Here is a 14,846-nt window from a genome sequence, read left to right as displayed (position 1 = left end):
GCAGAATCCGCCTCGGCTCGTCCGATCGCACGGATCCTGCGAGCCGGAGCTGTCTCCGCGAGCCGGACGTGTTTCCGCGAGCCGGCAACGGCGGCGCAGGCCTGCGAACCCGTCGACGAGTCCCGCGCGGAGCCGCCGCTAGCGTGGACGGATGGATCCGCGCCTCCTCGACCGCCTCGCCGCCGACGCCTGGCCGCCGCTCGAGCGCCGTGCGCTCGGCGGCTGGTGGCTGCGCGCCGCCGGCGGCGTCACGAAGCGGGCCAACTCCGTGCTCACCTCCGGCCCCGTCGACGACGCGGAGCAGGCGATCGCGGCGGCGGAGGCGTTCGCGCGCGAGCAGGGGATCCCGCCGCTGTTCCAGCTCGGCCCCGCGACGCTCCCCGCTGACCTGCCCGAGCGGCTCGCCCGCCGCGGCTACGCCCCGCACGAGCGCACCCTCGTCCTCACCGGCTCCGTGGCGGAGGCGCTCGCCGCGCTCGGCTCCGCCGCCGCCGAGCCGGCCGAGACGCCGGAGACGCCGGCGGCGACGTCGATCGAGACGGCCGACGCGCCCGGCGAGGACTGGCTGTCGCTCTGGTGGTCGGTCGACGGCCGCGGCGGCGACTCCGAGCGCGCGATCGCCCAGCGGATCCTCGAGGGCTGCGACTCCTCCTACGCCCTGCTGCGCGACGCGAGTGGCCCCGCCGCCTGCGGCAGGCTCGCCCGGGCGACCGCCGAGGACGGCGAGCCCTGGGTCGGCTTGTTCGCTCTCGCCACCCGCCCCGACGCCCGCCGCCGCGGCCACGCCGCCGCGATCCTCCGTGCCCTCCTCGAGCAGGCCGTCGCCCGCGGCACCGACCGCCTCTGGATCCAGGTGCTCGCCGACAACGCCGCCGCCCGCCGCCTCTACGCGTCCCTCGGCTGCCGCGAGTCGTCCCACTACGAGTACTGGCGCCCCTGACCCCCGTCCCCCTCCCTCCCGCGAGATGCCACTTGTGCACGCGACACGCCGTGAAAGGCGTGCACAAGTGGCATCTCGCGAAGGGGGATCAGCCGGCGATGACCGCGCGCGCCACGGCCTCGGCGCGCGCCGCGTCGCCGGTCACGAGCACCCGCCACCACGCGTCGTCGTCCAGCACGTCGACTTCGCACGATCCGCCGCCGCAGCCCGAGAGCGCCCGGTCGCCGAGCCCGTCGAGCGGAGTCAGGGTGACGGCGAGCCCGGTGGTCAGCGAGAGGTTCCGCCAGCCGTCCTCGCCGTTCGGCAGCACGTCGACGCTCAGTCCCGAGTAGCTGCTGCTGGTCGCGTCGGTCCAGGTGCAGGAGGCGTAGCCCGCGCGGGCGGCGGCCGCGGCGGAGGCGGTCGACGGCGCCACGCCCTCGGTCCCGGTCCCCGGAGTGGCCTCGACCAGCCCGGCCGTCGTCGCCAGCTGCTCGCCGGTCAGCATCTCGGCGCAGGCCGGAGCGGTCGCGGTCACCGGCTCGTCGAGCCGCCCGACGGCGGCCGCGGCGGTGGCGGTGGTGAGCGCGACGAGATCGGCATCGGCCGGCGCCCCCGACAGCGCGAGCGTCACCCAGGTCGACCCGGTGAGCAGATCGACCGTGCAGATCTCGACCGAGCAGGCGCTGTACGCCTCGACGTCGGTCGCGAGTCGCGTTCGGCCGGAGAGGCCGGCCGCGGAGAACGCGTCCGCAGCGTCCTCGGCCGCGGACGCGACGATCGACGCCGTGCCGTCCTCCTCGTACCAGGCGCAGGTCAGCAGCCCGCCGTTCTCCTGCGCCGACTCGCGGATCAGCTCGGCCGAGGAGCGCACCGTCTCGTCCCGCGACCCCTCGAGCGAGCCGGACGCGATCCCGAGGGCGCTCGAGGCGCGCGCGACCGGCAGCAGAGCGTCGCAGTCGAGCCGGGCGGCCGAGGAGCGAGTCGGAGTCGGGGAAGCGGAGGGCGTGGCAGACACCGACGCGGACGCCGTCCCGCTCGCCTCCGGCTCGGCCGCCGTGCAGCCCGCGAGCAGCCCGACCGCGACGAGCAGCGCCGCCCCCGCCCCGACGGCGCGCGCCCTCACGCCGCCAGCTCGCGCTCGATCGCCGCCGTGAAGGCGTCGATGTCGTCCTCGCTCGTGTCGAACGAGCAGACCCAGCGCACCTCGCCCGTCGCCGGATTCCAGTCGTAGAAGCGGTAGGCGGCGCGGAGCCGGTCCGCGACGCCCGCGGGCAGCGTCGCGAACACCGCGTTCGCCTGCGTCGGCTGGGTGAAGGCGAGCCCGGTGATCCGCCCCGCCGCCACAGCCTCGTCGAGCTGCGAGCGCAGCCGCGCCGCCATCGCGTTCGCGTGCCGCGCCGAGCGCAGCCAGAGCGGCTCCGCCTCGCCGTCCTGGCCGAGCATCGCGAGCAGCTGCGCCGAGAGGAAGCGCATCTTCGAGGACAGCTGCATGTTGGTCTTGCGGAGGAAGGTCAGCCCGCTGGACGCCTCGGGGTCGAGCACGACGATCGCCTCGCCGAGCAGCATCCCGTTCTTGGTGCCGCCGAAGGACAGCACGTCGACGCCGGCGTCGACGGTGAAGGCGCGCACGGGCAGGCCGAGGGCCGCTCCGGCGTTCGCGATCCGCGCTCCGTCCATGTGGAGCCGCATCCCCCGTTCGTGGGCCTGATCGGCGAGCGCGCGCACCTCCTCGGGCGTGTAGACGGTGCCGAGCTCGGTCGACTGCGTGATCGAGACGACCAGCGGCTGAGCGCGGTGCTCGTCGCCGAATCCCCAGGCCTGCTCGTCCACGAGCGCGGGCGTGAGCTTGCCGTCGGCGCTCTCGACGGTGAGGATCTTGATCCCGCCGACCTTCTCGGGCGCCCCGCCCTCGTCCGAGTTGATGTGCGCTGTGCCGGCCGAGACGACCGCTCCCCAGCGGGGCAGCATCGACTGCAGACCGGTCACGTTCGCCCCGGTTCCGTTGAAGACCGGGAACGCCTCGGCCTGCTCGCCGAACTCCCGGCGGAAGACGCGCTGCAGCTCCTCGGTGTAGACGTCCTCGCCGTAGGCCACCTGGTGGGCGCCGTTCGCGGCGGCGATCGCGGCGAGCACCTCCTCGTGCACGCCGGAGTAGTTGTCGGAGGCGAAGCCGCGGAGGTCGGGATCGTGCAGAGCGCTCATCCCCCCATCCTCGCAGCCCGTCGCGCGCCGATCCTGGGGTGCGTCCGCCGCTGTCGCCCGTGTTTCCATCGTGTGAACGCTCCCGCACCCGAAAGCCGATTGCCGTCAAGAAGTTGGTATCGGGTGGGAGGCAGGCCACTCTTGTCCTATGCGCATGGACACTTCGGGGGCGGTCCGCGACATGCCCGCCCCTCCCGGGGTGGACGAGATCGCGGCTCGCTTCGGCGATCCCGTCCTCGCGTTCGCCCCGCAGCCCCGTCTCGAGGAGTTCGCGGCAGCCCAGACCATGGCGCTCGGACGCTTCGTCGAGATCTCCCTCTCCTACTCCTTCTACAAGAATCCGCGCAATCGCGCCGACCCGGTCAACCACGTCCCGCTCACCCCGGAGCAGAAGCGCGCGATCGAGCGCGCCGAGAACGACCACCTCCCGCCGTGGATGGTCGACCAGGTCACCCGGATGCGCTATCCCGTGCTCTGGGAGGCCGTCCGCACCTCCGTGCCGATCCCCGCCGAGCGCAGCCGACCGCTGGAGTCGCGCCTCGCCGCGCACATGGGCGACGTGCTCCGCAACACCTTCCCCGGCCGCGTCCGCACCCGCCGCGGCGGCATGCCGGTGGTCGCCGCCGCCCTCCGCGACGAGGACGTCGTGCGCGGCGTCCCGGTCGTCGTCGACGGCGAGGCTCTGCGCGGCTACCGCGTCGACACCGACCCCGACGTGGTCGCCATCGGCGCCCGGGTCGACGGCCGCTACATGACCGTCGTGCTCGACCGGAAGATCGTCCCCGACATCCGCATGGAGTTCGTCCGTCGAATCCCGCCACGTCCCGCCCCGGCGCAGCCCCGGCGCTGACGCCCGAACGGGCACGATCGGACGCTGCTCGCGGACACGATCGGATCGATCACGACCGGGTCGGTCAGGACCGCCCCGGGACCGCGATCCCGTGCTCGTAGGCGAAGACGACGGCCTGGATGCGGTCGCGGACGCGCAGCTTCATCAGGATCTTGGACACGTGCGTCTTCACGGTGGCCTCGCCGACGAACAGCTCGGCGGCGATCTCGGCGTTGGACGAGCCGCGCGCCAGGTGCACCAGCACCTCGCGCTCGCGGTCGGTGAGCTCCTCGATGCCGGGGTGCACGTCGGCGGCCCGGGCCGGCGCCGTCGCGAAGCGCTCGAGCACGCGCCGCGTCACGTCCGGGGCGAGCATCGCGTCGCCGCGCGCGACCACCTGCACGGCCTCCACGAGCGCCTCCGGGGACGCGTTCTTGAGCAGGAAGCCGCTCGCTCCGGAGGACAGCGCCTCGAAGAGGTAGTCGTCGCGGTCGAAGGTGGTCAGGATGAGGACGCTGGAGCAGAGCCGCGGATCCTTGACGATCTCGCGGGTCGCGGCCAGGCCGTCCATCCCGGGCATCTGCACGTCCATGCAGATGACGTCCGGGCACAGCTCGGACGCGCGCTCGATCGCCTCGATCCCGGTGCGGGCCTCACCGACGACGACGATGCCCGGCTCGGACTCGAGGATGGTGCGGAAGCCGGCGCGGACGAGCTCCTGGTCGTCGACGAGCAGCACCCGGACGTCGGCCGTCATGCGCGCCCCCCGCTCGCTCGCTCCCGGCGCCCCCACGACACCTCGGACGACGCTACCTGCTCCCCGGCCCTCGCGCGGACGCTCGTCAGAGGGACGCGGGCGCGCACCAGGTAGCCGGAGCCGCTCGGACCGGTCTCGACCGTGCCGCCGACGGCCGCCGCGCGCTCGCTCATGCCGGTGTGCCCCAGCCCGCAGGACGTCGCGGCGACGGGATGCGCTCCCTCGCCGCCGTCGTCGGCGACCTCCAGCTCGACGGCGTCGTCGAGATAGCGCAGCCGCACCTCGGCGGTGGCCCCGCGCCCCGCGTGCTTGCGGACGTTCGTCAGCGACTCCTGCGCGATCCGGTAAAGGCTGAGGCCGACGGTCGCCGGGATGTCGCGGGGCTCGCCGACGGTGAGGAAGACGGCGGGGAGGCCCGAGCCGGTCGCGGCGAGGACGAGCTCCTCGAGCTGCGCCACCCCGCGGGTCGAGGCCGCGTCGGTGAGCGGGTCGAGGGCGGTGTCCTCGGCGCGGAGGGCGATGAGGATGCGGTGCAGCTCCTCGATCGCCGAGCGCGCGTCGCTCTCGATCGCGCTGAGCGCCGTCGCCGCCCGCTCCGGATCGCGCGCGAGCACCCGCCGCGCGGCCCCCGCCTGCACGCCCATCACGCTGACGTGGTGGGCGACGACGTCGTGCAGCTCGCGGGCGATGCGCAGCCGCTCCGAGGAGACGGCCTGGCGGGAGGAGCGCTCCCGCTCGTCGTCGAGCTCGGCCGTGCGCGCCTCGAGCGCCTCCAGCCGCCGGGCCGACTGCCAGGACGCGTCCCCGAAGACGTAGGCGCTGCCGAAGTAGAGCAGGTTCGCGACGACCGCCAGCGCCGACTCCGCGATGTACGGCGGGAGCAGGCCCGCGGACTCCTCGGCCGGGAGCGGACTGCTCACCGGGGCGCCGGTGGCCAGGGTGACGATCAGCCAGCCGAGCATGCCGACCGCGATGACCGTGCGCACGACGAGCGCGAGGCGCCGATCGCGGCTCCAGGCCCCGACCGTGTAGAGCGCGAGGTAGAGGCAGATCTGGTTGAACAGCGACTCCGGCACCTGCAGGATCAGCCCGAGGGCGTAGACCGCGGTGAGCGCGACGGCCACCGCCGACGGGAACCGCCGGCGCAGCGCGAGCGGGAGGGTCATCGCGAGCGCCCAGAGCGTGCTCACGGCGGGGTGCGCGGCGTCGGTGAAGCCCGCGGAGGTGTAGAGGGCGACCGAGAGGAGGGTCGCCGCCAGCAGGACGCCCGCGGCGACGGAGTCGCGGACGTACGCGGCCCGGGTCGGCGCTCGCCGCGTCCAGCCCGCAGCGAAGGGGTCGGCAGCGACGGCGCCAGAGGGCATGCGCCCCACGCTAACCGACGTCGGTCGGGCAGGCCGACGCGCGAGTCGCCGCATGACGCTCCTCTCCTCCTGGTCGAGCCGCCACCATGCTGGTCGAGTAGCCCCGCAGGGGCGTATCGAGACCTGCCGGCCTCAGCGGGGCGGGTCTGCAGACTCGCGTTCTGACGGTGGTGGATCTCGATACGCCCGCTGCGCGGGCTACTCGATCAGCATGGGCGGGGCCGGTGCGCGGGCTGCTCGATCAGCATGGTGAGGCCCGCCGCGCGCACCGCCCGCATCTGTCAGTCGCGCCCGGTGATGCCCGCGGTGGACGCGATCACGTCGCCCATCTTCTTGCCGAGCGCCTCGTAGAACATCGACAGCGGGAACTCGTCGTCCAGCACCGCGTCTGTCAGCCCGCGCGGGGCTCCGAGCAGAACCTCGTCCGGCAGCCCGCGCGCCCACGCAGAGGCCGGGTGCGGCGTCACCGTCGCCGCGACCAGCGCGTAGGCGGCGAGCCAGTGCGCGGTCTTCGGCCGGTCGATCGAGCGCCAGTAGAGCTCGTCGATGGCGTCCGAGAGCGCGACGACCACGTCCGCGACGCTGTCCCACTCGAAGGCCAGCCGGGTGTCGGTCCAGTGCAGGACGCCGTGCTGGTGCAGCCAGGCGAAGAGGAGCTGGCCGCCGAGCCCGTCGTAGTTGCGCACCCGCGAGCCGGTCAGCGGGAAGCGGAACAGGCGGTCGAACAGGATCGCGTACTGCACCGAGCGCGCCCGCGCCGCGAGCGCCTCCTCCTCCGTGTCGCGGTGCTCCAGGCCGGCCAGGCGCCGCTCGATCGCGACCGACTCGCGGAACGCGGTCAGATCGCAGCGCAGCTCCTCGAGGGAGTAGAGGAAGAACGGCATCCGCTGCTTGATCATGAACGGATCGAACGGCAGGTCGCCGCGCATGTGCGTGCGGTCGTGGATGAGGTCCCACATCACGAAGGCCTCCTCCGCGACGTGCTGGTCCTCGAGCATCCGGCGCGCGTCCTCCGGCAGCTCGAGGCGGGTGATCTCCGCCGCGGCCGAGACGACGCGGCGGAAGCGCGCGGCCTCGCGGTCCGCGAAGATCGCGCCCCAGGTGAAGGCGGGGACGGCACGCATCGCGACGGTCTCCGGGAAGAGCACGGCGCTGTCGGTGTCGTAGCCGGCGGTGAAGTCGACGAAGCGCACCGGCACGAACAGCGCGTTCGAGTAGTCGCCCGCCTCGAGCTCCGCGACGAAGCGCGGCCAGACGACCTCGACGAGCACGGCCTCGACGTGGCGGTCGCGGCTGCCGTTCTGCGTCAGCATCGGGAAGACGACCAGGTGGCGCAGGCCGTCGACGCGGTCGAGCTGCGGCTGGAACGCCTGCAGCGAGTCGAGGAAGTCCGGGACGCCGAGCCCCTCGGCGCTCCAGCGCTCGAAGTCGACGACGAGCGCCTCGAGGTAGGCGGCGTCGTGCGGGAAGGCGGGCGCGAGGGCGCGGATCGCGTCGACGAGGCGCTCGATCTCGGCGCGCGCGTCACCCAGGCGGTCCGGGTCGGCCAGCGAGCCGTCCTTCGCCTGCAGTGGCTGGAGCGCGGTGGCGGCGGCCTTGAGGCGGAGCCAGTCGCGGGAGGTCTCGATGCGGTCCTCGACGACCTCGGGTTCTCCGACGACTGTGCTCTGCACGAATTGCGACATGGTGATCCTCCTCACGCTCGTTCGACCGGTGCTGCGGGCCGGATCCGGCCCTTCCCCGAGCGTATGGGCCGCGACGCGCGCTTTTCTTGCGTGAGCCCGGAGCGAATCCGCGAGGTCGGCGATCACGGCGCACGACTCCGCCGGAACGGCCCCTTCCGCGCAGATCGACGGGTGGATCGGCGTGCGATACCAGCCCGCGACCAGCCTTTTCGCAGGAAGCACCCCCCTTCCGGGGCTAGATTCGCGAGGTTGCCGCCAAGGCTCCTCCAAGGGGTCGAAGATAGTGCGGACATCACGGCCGCGATCACCCGGCGGCCATCCGATAGACCTGCGACTCCGAACACCTGGCGGAGCGGCAGGGCGTCGGTCCACCTTCAAGAGGAAGGATCGGATCGCGTGACGGGACCCGAACCCGGAAGCGACCACAGAACAGTCAGCATCGATCAGCAGTCCGAGACCCTCCGACTCCTGCCCTGGCCGCAGGCGGACGTCACCGCGCTCCGCAGCGATCTCGCGGAGTCCGGGGAGCATCTCGAGACGGAAGACGAGTTCCTCGATCGGCACGACCGCTATCTGCGCGGTTGGGCCGAGGGGAGCGGGTTCTTCTACGCGATCGAGCTCGACGGGCACTGCGTCGGCTCCATCGGCTATTGGTACGGCCACTCGCGTGGCACTCTCGCCTACGAGACGGGCTGGAGCATCGCTCCTGCTGCCCGTGATCGCGGCGTCGTGGCGCGCTCGGTGCGCCTGCTCCTCGAGGAGGCGGCGGCGTTCCCGCTGCCGCGCTTCGTGCACGCCTACGTCCCCGCGGACGACGCGGAGGACAGCGCGATCTGCGTCGAGGCCGGCTTCGACCGCGTCGACGTCGTCGAGGCCGGCGACCCGCCGGTCCTCTACGCCGACTGGGCGTTCGACCTGGCCGACGTCGCGTAGCAGCGGCCCACCATGCTGATCGAGTAGCCCGCGGAGCGGGCGTACGGAGATCCACCGTTCTGCAGAGCGCGGGGTCTCGATACGCGCTGCGCGCTACTCGACCAGCATGATGGCGCGCTGGCGCGCCCGTTCTTTATGCGTTCCGCGATCGAATCGAGCGCTGTCGCGCCCGTTACTTGCGAGCTTCGCGACCAGCGGGGTTGCCGGGATGTTCACGCGTCTCGGCCGCGCTGGGCCTGTCCATGCTGATCGAGTAGCCCGCGCAGCGGGCGTATCCAGATCGGCTCTCCTGCAGAACGCCGGCGCGACACGCGCTGCGCATTCCTCGAGCAGCAGGAGCGCCGGTTGTGACGCGCCACGGTCGACATCGTGACCCCGCGTTCATATCATCCATGTATGGGTACGACGCGGACGGCGAAATCGACGGGGCCGGCTGGGCTATGAGCGCCCAGGGCGGGGATCTCCGACCGATCTCCTCGCTCGTCGTCTCAGCCGGCGATGGCGTCGTCGCCACCGGTCGGCTGAAGCGAGTGGCCGGGGGACTCCGCCTTGCCGCAGTGGGCGCCGGCCTCTACGACATCGTCGTCGAGCAGGCGGCGCCGAGCGTTCCGCTGACTCTCGAGTCCGCTCCCGCCGGCGTCGACCTCGTCACGGTCGAGGGCGTCTGGCGGGATGGAGGAATCACCGAGGCCCGCATTGTCCCGTTCCGAGAGCCGGTGCGATTCCCGGACGCTCTCGGCGATCGTGCCGAGCCCCCTCTCGTCGCCGGCGGCCGGACGACGAGAGCGGAAGTCCTCGCGGCGGATGTGATGGCAGTCGTCGACGGTCTCCGCGAGTCCGGGCTCGTGTCCTACGTCGCCCACTGCGACGAACGCGGCTGGTTCGGAGTCGCGAGTGCCACCGATCCGGAGCCGGTAGGCCGCGGTCTCCGCCGCGTCCTGGGCGACTCCTTCCTGGTGGTTCATTCCCCCTGGGGACTCCAGACGCTCGACGCCATCGACCGCATCTTCGAGAGCGACGGCGCCGGCCGGGAGACCCTCCACATCGGTCGCTTCATCGATCCACACGGCCGCCTCCGCTCCAGCGCACTGGTCCGCTTCGTCTCTCCCGCGCTGGCCCGCGCCCTCGAGGACACAAGCGCCAGCGCCATAGACCTCGCCGCCTGGATCATTCCCTCGTCGCCAGACCTTTGATCTTCAGCATCCTCGTGCTGGGCGGTGACCGCCCTGCGCCGGGTCGAGCTCGCCTCCGCACTGCACTCGTGCGTCCACCGGATCGAGCTGCTGGCGGTCCTGCTGCTGGAGTCGCTCGCGTGGCTGGTCCCGGTCGGCTCGGCAGGCCTCTTCGTGGCCCTGGTCCTCTGGAGCACCGGTCCGCCCGGCGACGCGGCGGCGACCCTGATCCAAGGCCTCCGGACGCCGGCGGTCGCCCTGCTGTCCGCGGCGACGGGCGTCCTCCTCGGCGTGCTGACGACGCGCGAGAAGCACCTGTTCCGCTACTTCAAGAACCGCTGACGGAGTCGCGGGCGTGCCACCCTTCTGCGGAACGTGGGGTCTCGATACGCGCTGCGCGCTACTCGACCAGCGTGATGGCGCGCTGTCGCGCCAGTTTCCTGCGTGCTCCTCCACCAGCACGGTGCGGAGACGTCCACGGATGCTTGTCGCGCTGGGTCGGATCATGCTGATCGAGTAGCCCGCGTCGCGGGCGTATCGAGATCCGCCAGCGTCAGAAGTCGAGTCCGCTGAGCCGGCCTGCTGAGGACGGTGGGTCTCGATACGCCCCTGCGGGGCTGCTCGACCAGCATGCGTGTGCGCCCATCGCAGCTCCGGGTCAGAGGCCGTGGGACGCCAGCCACGGGCGCAGCACGGCGAGGAACTCGTCGGGTCGCTCGACGCTGGGGAGGTGGGCCGCGTCCTCGAAGACGTGGGCCGCTGCGCCCGGCACCGTCGCCGAGAGGAAGGCGTGCACAGGGAGGGACTCGGAGACGTCGTGCGCGCCGACCATCGCCAGTGTGGGCACCGCGATGTCGACGACGCGGTCGTAGGCGGGCGGCTCGATCTCGGTCGGCCGGGGCTTCTCGCCCTCGTGGCCGGCGCGGCCGCGGGCGAGCTCGCGCACGGTCTCGACGAACGCGGGGTCGAGCGAGGCGGGGTCGCGGTCGGGGCCGAACGCCCACAGCTCCGCCTCCATCCGAGAGACGCGCTCGTGGTCGCCGGTGGTCAGCACCGCGTCGATCTCGTCGAAGCGGCGGTCCTCCTCCTCGGTGAGGTCGGGGTAGGGGAAGCCGCCGACACCGGGGGCGATCAGCACCAGGCCGGTGACGCGGTCGGGGTGCTCGAGCGTGAGGTCGAGGACGAGCGAGCCGCCGCGCGAGCAGCCGATCACCGTCGCGCGCTCGACGCCGAGGTGCTCGAGCACGTCGAGGGCGTCCTGCCGCGGGTCGAACTCGACGTCGTCCGTCCGGGTCTCGCCGAAGCCGCGGGTGTCGTAGCGGATCACCAGGTGGTCCTCCGCGAGCGCGGCGACGACCGGGTCCCACATCCGCAGGTCGGTGATGCCCGCGTGCACGAGCAGGAGGGCGGGAGCGGAGGCGTGGCCGTCCGACTCCCAGTGCAGGGTCGCTCCGGGGACCTCGAGATGCGGCATGCGCCCACCGTAGGCGCGCCCCGGCGGCGGGGCAACGGGCGGTGCCTCCTAGGCTGGACGCGGTGCGCACCCGCGCCGACGATCCCAGCCCGCGAGCCGCCCGGTTCCGCCGCACGACGAGACGGAGGACGCCGTGGAGGGAGTGCTCACCGGCTTCGCGATCATCGGGACCGTCATCGCGGTCGGCTACCTGATCGCCCGGTTCGGGCTGGTCCCGCCCGAGGGCCGTGCCGTCCTCACCCGCATCGCGTTCTTCGTCACGACGCCGGCGCTGCTGTTCACGGTGCTCGCCCGGGCCGACGTCACGGTGCTGTTCTCCTCCTTCCTCCTCGTGTCGCTGATCACGGTCGCGATCGTCGCGGTGCTCTACCTGGTCGCGTCGCGGCTGTTCTTCCGCCGCCCGGTGCCGGAGACGGTGATCGGCACCGCCGCCTCCTCCTACGTGAACGCCAACAACATCGGCCTGCCGGTCGCGATCTACGTGCTCGGCGACCCGCAGTGGGTCGCGCCGACGCTGCTCCTCCAGCTGCTGCTGCTGGCGCCGACGATCCTCACCGTGCTCGACGTGTCGACGAGCGGGCGCGCCTCCGTCACCGGCATCCTCACCCAGCCGCTGCGGAACCCGATGATCATCGCCTCGGCGCTCGGCCTGGTCGTCTCGGTCACGGGAGTGCAGCTGCCGGCGCCGCTGCTCGAGCCGTTCTCGATCATCGGCAACGCGTCGATCCCGCTGGTGCTGATGGCGTTCGGGATGTCGCTGCGCGGGCAGCGGCCGCTGGAGCCGGGGCCCGGGCGGATCGAGGTGGCCGTCGCCTCGCTGCTCAAGATGCTGGTGATGCCCGCGACCGCCTATCTGCTCGGCCGCTTCGCCTTCGCGCTCGACGCCGAGCACCTCTTCGCGGTGACCGTGACGGCCGCGCTGCCGACCGCGCAGAACATCTTCAACTTCGCCTCCCGCTACGACCGCGGTGTCGCCGTGGCGCGCGACACGGCCCTCGTCACCACCGTCATGGCGGTGCCCGTGCTCATCGCCGTGTCCCTCCTCCTGGGTTGACGACGGCGCGGATCGACCGTCGCCTGCGGGCGGGCGTCGCTTAGGCTCTCTCGAATGAGCACCACGACGACCTCCTCTCGCCGCGCCTCCGGCACCCCTCGCCGCAGCAGACGGGGCCTCTGGATCACCCTGACCGTCCTGCTGGTCCTCGTGATCGGCGCGGTCGTGGCCGTGTTCCTCGCGGTGCAGACCTACGACAAGGCGATGACGGTGCGCGCCAAGCTCACCTCCGCCATCCCGCTGGTCTCGCAGGTCGCCGACCAGCTCACCGGCTTCGACACGGCGGGCGCGGAGTCGACGGCCGGCCAGATCGCGACCCTCACCGGCGAGGCGCGCGACGAGACCGACGACCCGGTGTGGCGCGTGATGGAGATCGTGCCCTTCCTCGGCCCGAACCTCTCGGCCGTCCGCGCCGCGACCGAGATCGCCGACGACGTCTCGGGCAAGATCGTCACCCCGCTCTCCTCCACCTCGCTCGACGTCCTCAAGCCGGTCGACGGCAAGGTCGACATCGCGGCGATCACCGCGCTCTCCGACAAGATCACCGTCGCCAAGGGCGTCGTCGACGAGGCGCAGGCCCGCGTCGAGGGGATCGACCGGGGCGCGCTCGTGCCGCAGGTCGCCTCGGCGCTCGACGCGTTCGCCCCGCAGCTCGAGACGGCGACCAGCGCGATGGACCAGGTCCAGCCGATCACCGCGATCCTCCCCGACGCGCTCGGCGCGAGCGGACCGCGCAGCTACCTCGTGCTCTTCCAGAACCTCGCCGAGGCGCAGGCGCTGGGCGGCGGCGCCTCGTCGGTGATGCAGCTGAACATCGACGGCGGCGCGATCACGGTGGGCACGCAGCAGTCGAGCCAGGACTTCCGCGACCTGCAGCCCGTCTCGGTCGACCAGAGCGCGCTCGACACCTTCGGCGGCAACCTCGCGACCACGTTCAACGTGTCGACGAGCCGCCCCGACTTCCCCACCGCGGCCTCGATCGCGACGCAGTTCTGGGCGCAGAAGTTCCCGGAGCAGAAGGTCGACGGCGTCCTCGCGATCGACCCGATGGCGCTGCAGTACCTGCTCGCCGCCACCGGCCCGGTGACGCTCACCGACGGCACCGAGCTGACCAGCGAGAACACCGTCTCGACGCTGCTGAACAAGGTCTACTTCCGCTACTCGGACGCGACGGTCGCCGACGCGACGGACGCCTTCTTCTCGGAGGCCAGCGCGACCGTCCTCGGCAAGATCCTCGGCGGCGACATGGAGCCGTCCAAGATGCTCCCGGCCGTGGTGAAGGCGGTCGGCGAGAGCCGCATCCTCGCCTACAGCACCGATCCGGACGAGCAGGCGCTGCTCGCGCCGACGCCGATCGCGGGCGTCCTGCCGACGGACAACGACGACACCTCGACCACCGGCGTGTTCTTCCAGGACGCGTCGATCGGCTCGAAGATGGACTACTACCTCGACACCGCCGTCACCCAGTCGAGCACGAACCGCTGCGCCGCCGGCGGCACGACCTTCTCCACCCAGGTCACGCTGACGAACACGATCACCGAGAAGGTGGCGCGCACGCTGCCGAAGTACGTGGCGGCGAACGGCGGGAACCGTTTCCCGCTCGGCGACTTCGTCACCAACGTCTACGTCTACGGCCCTCCCGGCACGACGACCTCGCAGGCGCAGGCCTCCTGGTCCGACCCGCTCGGCGACGCCGCCCGGATCTCCGACCCGACCGAGGACCTCGGCCGGCCGGTCGCGCGCGTCGCGGTCCAGCTCGCTCCCGGCGAGTCGACGACGGTGACGGTCGGCTTCACGGCCGCCGACGCCGCCGCGACCTTCGGCGAGCAGGCCGTCCGGGTCACGCCGATGATCAACAAGACCGAGGTCACCCTCGCGGACGACCCGGCCTGCGCCGGCTGACGGCGGGGCGGCCGGCTGACGGCCGCCCCGCTCAGGCCAGCGCGGAGCCGGGGATCGAGCTGGTGACGAGCCAGGACGCGAGGAACGCGGTGCCGACGCAGAGCACGAAGGCGACGATCGGGATCCAGAACACCCGGCGGCCGACGAGGTAGCGGATGATCGTCACGCCCACGGCGATCAGCGTCAGGATCGGCGGGCCGATCAGGGCGAGCGAGACGCCCCAGTCGATCCGGTCGTAGTCGCAGGCGATGTTCTGACCCTCGCACTGACCGGGGAAGACGGCGAGGATCGCGGCGAGATAGCCGAGCACCACGCAGAGCAGCCCGAGCGCGAGGCAGCCGAGGATCGAGAGCACCAGGTCCCAGCGGCGGCGCAGCGGCTTGCCGGCGGCGAAGGTCTCGCGGACCGAGCGGTAGGCCTCGGTGCGGAACTCGTCGTGCGCCCGCGCCACGGCCGGGCGGCTCGCGGCGGCGCGCTGGGCTGTCGACGGGCGCTGCGCGGCGGACGGCTGCTGGTCGGCGCGGGCGCGCTTCTTCTTCGAGGAGGCCACGG

At 72.5% G+C, this 14,846-nt stretch carries 14 protein-coding genes; 7 read left to right on the top strand and 7 right to left on the bottom strand.

The window, feature by feature from the left end:
- Nucleotides 1–151 precede the first annotated feature (151 nt).
- Entirely contained in the window at nucleotides 152–940 is a 789-nt protein-coding gene (locus HQQ86_RS14000; RefSeq protein ID WP_173288903.1) for a GNAT family N-acetyltransferase, read from the top strand.
- 88 nt (nucleotides 941–1,028) lie between these two features.
- Here HQQ86_RS14000 and HQQ86_RS13995 read toward each other — a convergent pair whose 3' ends face one another.
- Together HQQ86_RS13995 and HQQ86_RS13990 are read right to left on the bottom strand one after the other, a co-directional pair.
- Nucleotides 1,029–2,045 (bottom strand): hypothetical protein, encoded by a 1,017-nt coding sequence (locus HQQ86_RS13995; RefSeq protein WP_173288902.1) that lies wholly within the window; start codon nucleotides 2,043–2,045, stop codon nucleotides 1,029–1,031.
- Nucleotides 2,042–3,124, bottom strand: coding sequence for a low specificity L-threonine aldolase (locus HQQ86_RS13990; protein WP_173288901.1), 1,083 nt, complete (start codon nucleotides 3,122–3,124; stop codon nucleotides 2,042–2,044). The genes HQQ86_RS13995 and HQQ86_RS13990 overlap by 4 nt, the downstream gene beginning before the upstream one ends.
- Before the next feature lie 154 nt (nucleotides 3,125–3,278).
- On the opposite strand from HQQ86_RS13990, the gene HQQ86_RS13985 reads away from it, so the two are divergent.
- Nucleotides 3,279–3,974 carry a hypothetical protein gene (locus HQQ86_RS13985; RefSeq protein WP_159421748.1) on the top strand — a complete coding sequence of 232 codons (696 nt, stop codon included), beginning with the start codon at nucleotides 3,279–3,281 and terminating at the stop codon, nucleotides 3,972–3,974.
- A gap of 64 nt (nucleotides 3,975–4,038) precedes the next feature.
- On the opposite strand, the gene HQQ86_RS13980 is transcribed toward HQQ86_RS13985, so the two are convergent.
- The 3 genes from HQQ86_RS13980 to HQQ86_RS13970 form a co-directional block, all read right to left on the bottom strand.
- Nucleotides 4,039–4,710, bottom strand: a complete 672-nt coding sequence (locus tag HQQ86_RS13980; protein ID WP_173288899.1) for a response regulator transcription factor — start codon at nucleotides 4,708–4,710, stop codon at nucleotides 4,039–4,041.
- Entirely contained in the window at nucleotides 4,707–6,074 is a 1,368-nt protein-coding gene (locus HQQ86_RS13975; protein ID WP_173288898.1) for a sensor histidine kinase, read from the bottom strand. Before HQQ86_RS13975 ends, HQQ86_RS13980 begins: the two co-directional genes overlap by 4 nt.
- Before the next feature lie 281 nt (nucleotides 6,075–6,355).
- On the bottom strand, nucleotides 6,356–7,759 hold the full coding sequence (locus tag HQQ86_RS13970; RefSeq protein ID WP_173288897.1) for a DUF6421 family protein: 1,404 nt from the start codon (nucleotides 7,757–7,759) through the stop codon (nucleotides 6,356–6,358).
- 396 nt (nucleotides 7,760–8,155) lie between these two features.
- Between HQQ86_RS13970 and HQQ86_RS22090 the strand changes: the two genes are divergently transcribed.
- The 3 genes from HQQ86_RS22090 (at nucleotide 8,156) to HQQ86_RS13955 (ending at nucleotide 10,206) form a co-directional block, all read left to right on the top strand.
- Complete coding sequence (locus HQQ86_RS22090) at nucleotides 8,156–8,692, top strand: GNAT family N-acetyltransferase (RefSeq protein ID WP_173288896.1); 537 nt, start codon at nucleotides 8,156–8,158, stop codon at nucleotides 8,690–8,692.
- A gap of 347 nt (nucleotides 8,693–9,039) precedes the next feature.
- Nucleotides 9,040–9,885, top strand: a complete 846-nt coding sequence (locus tag HQQ86_RS13960; RefSeq protein ID WP_173288895.1) for a hypothetical protein — start codon at nucleotides 9,040–9,042, stop codon at nucleotides 9,883–9,885.
- 24 nt (nucleotides 9,886–9,909) lie between these two features.
- Nucleotides 9,910–10,206: a hypothetical protein gene (locus tag HQQ86_RS13955; RefSeq protein WP_173288894.1), complete on the top strand. Its 297-nt coding sequence runs from the start codon at nucleotides 9,910–9,912 to the stop codon at nucleotides 10,204–10,206.
- A gap of 316 nt (nucleotides 10,207–10,522) precedes the next feature.
- Here the strand turns inward: HQQ86_RS13955 and HQQ86_RS13950 are convergent, their stop codons facing one another.
- A complete protein-coding gene (locus HQQ86_RS13950) occupies nucleotides 10,523–11,338 on the bottom strand; it encodes an alpha/beta fold hydrolase (RefSeq protein ID WP_173288893.1) in 816 nt (271 codons plus the stop codon).
- A gap of 133 nt (nucleotides 11,339–11,471) precedes the next feature.
- Here HQQ86_RS13950 and HQQ86_RS13945 point away from each other — a divergent pair, with 133 nt between their 5' ends.
- Entirely contained in the window at nucleotides 11,472–12,392 is a 921-nt protein-coding gene (locus HQQ86_RS13945; RefSeq protein WP_173288892.1) for an AEC family transporter, read from the top strand.
- A 54-nt stretch (nucleotides 12,393–12,446) separates the two neighbouring features.
- Nucleotides 12,447–14,294, top strand: a complete 1,848-nt coding sequence (locus tag HQQ86_RS13940; protein WP_173288891.1) for a DUF4012 domain-containing protein — start codon at nucleotides 12,447–12,449, stop codon at nucleotides 14,292–14,294.
- 31 nt (nucleotides 14,295–14,325) lie between these two features.
- On the opposite strand, the gene HQQ86_RS13935 is transcribed toward HQQ86_RS13940, so the two are convergent.
- On the bottom strand, nucleotides 14,326–14,844 hold the full coding sequence (locus HQQ86_RS13935) for a DUF6264 family protein (protein ID WP_173288890.1): 519 nt from the start codon (nucleotides 14,842–14,844) through the stop codon (nucleotides 14,326–14,328).
- Between the last annotated feature and the right edge of the window lie 2 nt (nucleotides 14,845–14,846).

The organism is Rathayibacter sp. VKM Ac-2857 (assembly GCF_013205025.1).
Lineage (GTDB): Bacteria > Actinomycetota > Actinomycetes > Actinomycetales > Microbacteriaceae > Rathayibacter.
This window is presented reverse-complemented; position numbering and strand designations above follow the sequence as displayed.

Coding starts and splice junctions, on each gene's coding strand:
- HQQ86_RS13970 (WP_173288897.1), bottom strand. CDS start 7,759: ATGTCGCAATTCGTGCAGAGCACAGTCGTCGGAGAACCCGAGGTCGTC.
- HQQ86_RS13940 (WP_173288891.1), top strand. CDS start 12,447: ATGAGCACCACGACGACCTCCTCTCGCCGCGCCTCCGGCACCCCTCGC.
- HQQ86_RS13990 (WP_173288901.1), bottom strand. CDS start 3,124: ATGAGCGCTCTGCACGATCCCGACCTCCGCGGCTTCGCCTCCGACAAC.
- HQQ86_RS13980 (WP_173288899.1), bottom strand. CDS start 4,710: ATGACGGCCGACGTCCGGGTGCTGCTCGTCGACGACCAGGAGCTCGTC.
- HQQ86_RS14000 (WP_173288903.1), top strand. CDS start 152: ATGGATCCGCGCCTCCTCGACCGCCTCGCCGCCGACGCCTGGCCGCCG.
- HQQ86_RS13975 (WP_173288898.1), bottom strand. CDS start 6,074: ATGCCCTCTGGCGCCGTCGCTGCCGACCCCTTCGCTGCGGGCTGGACG.
- HQQ86_RS13985 (WP_159421748.1), top strand. CDS start 3,279: ATGGACACTTCGGGGGCGGTCCGCGACATGCCCGCCCCTCCCGGGGTG.
- HQQ86_RS13950 (WP_173288893.1), bottom strand. CDS start 11,338: ATGCCGCATCTCGAGGTCCCCGGAGCGACCCTGCACTGGGAGTCGGAC.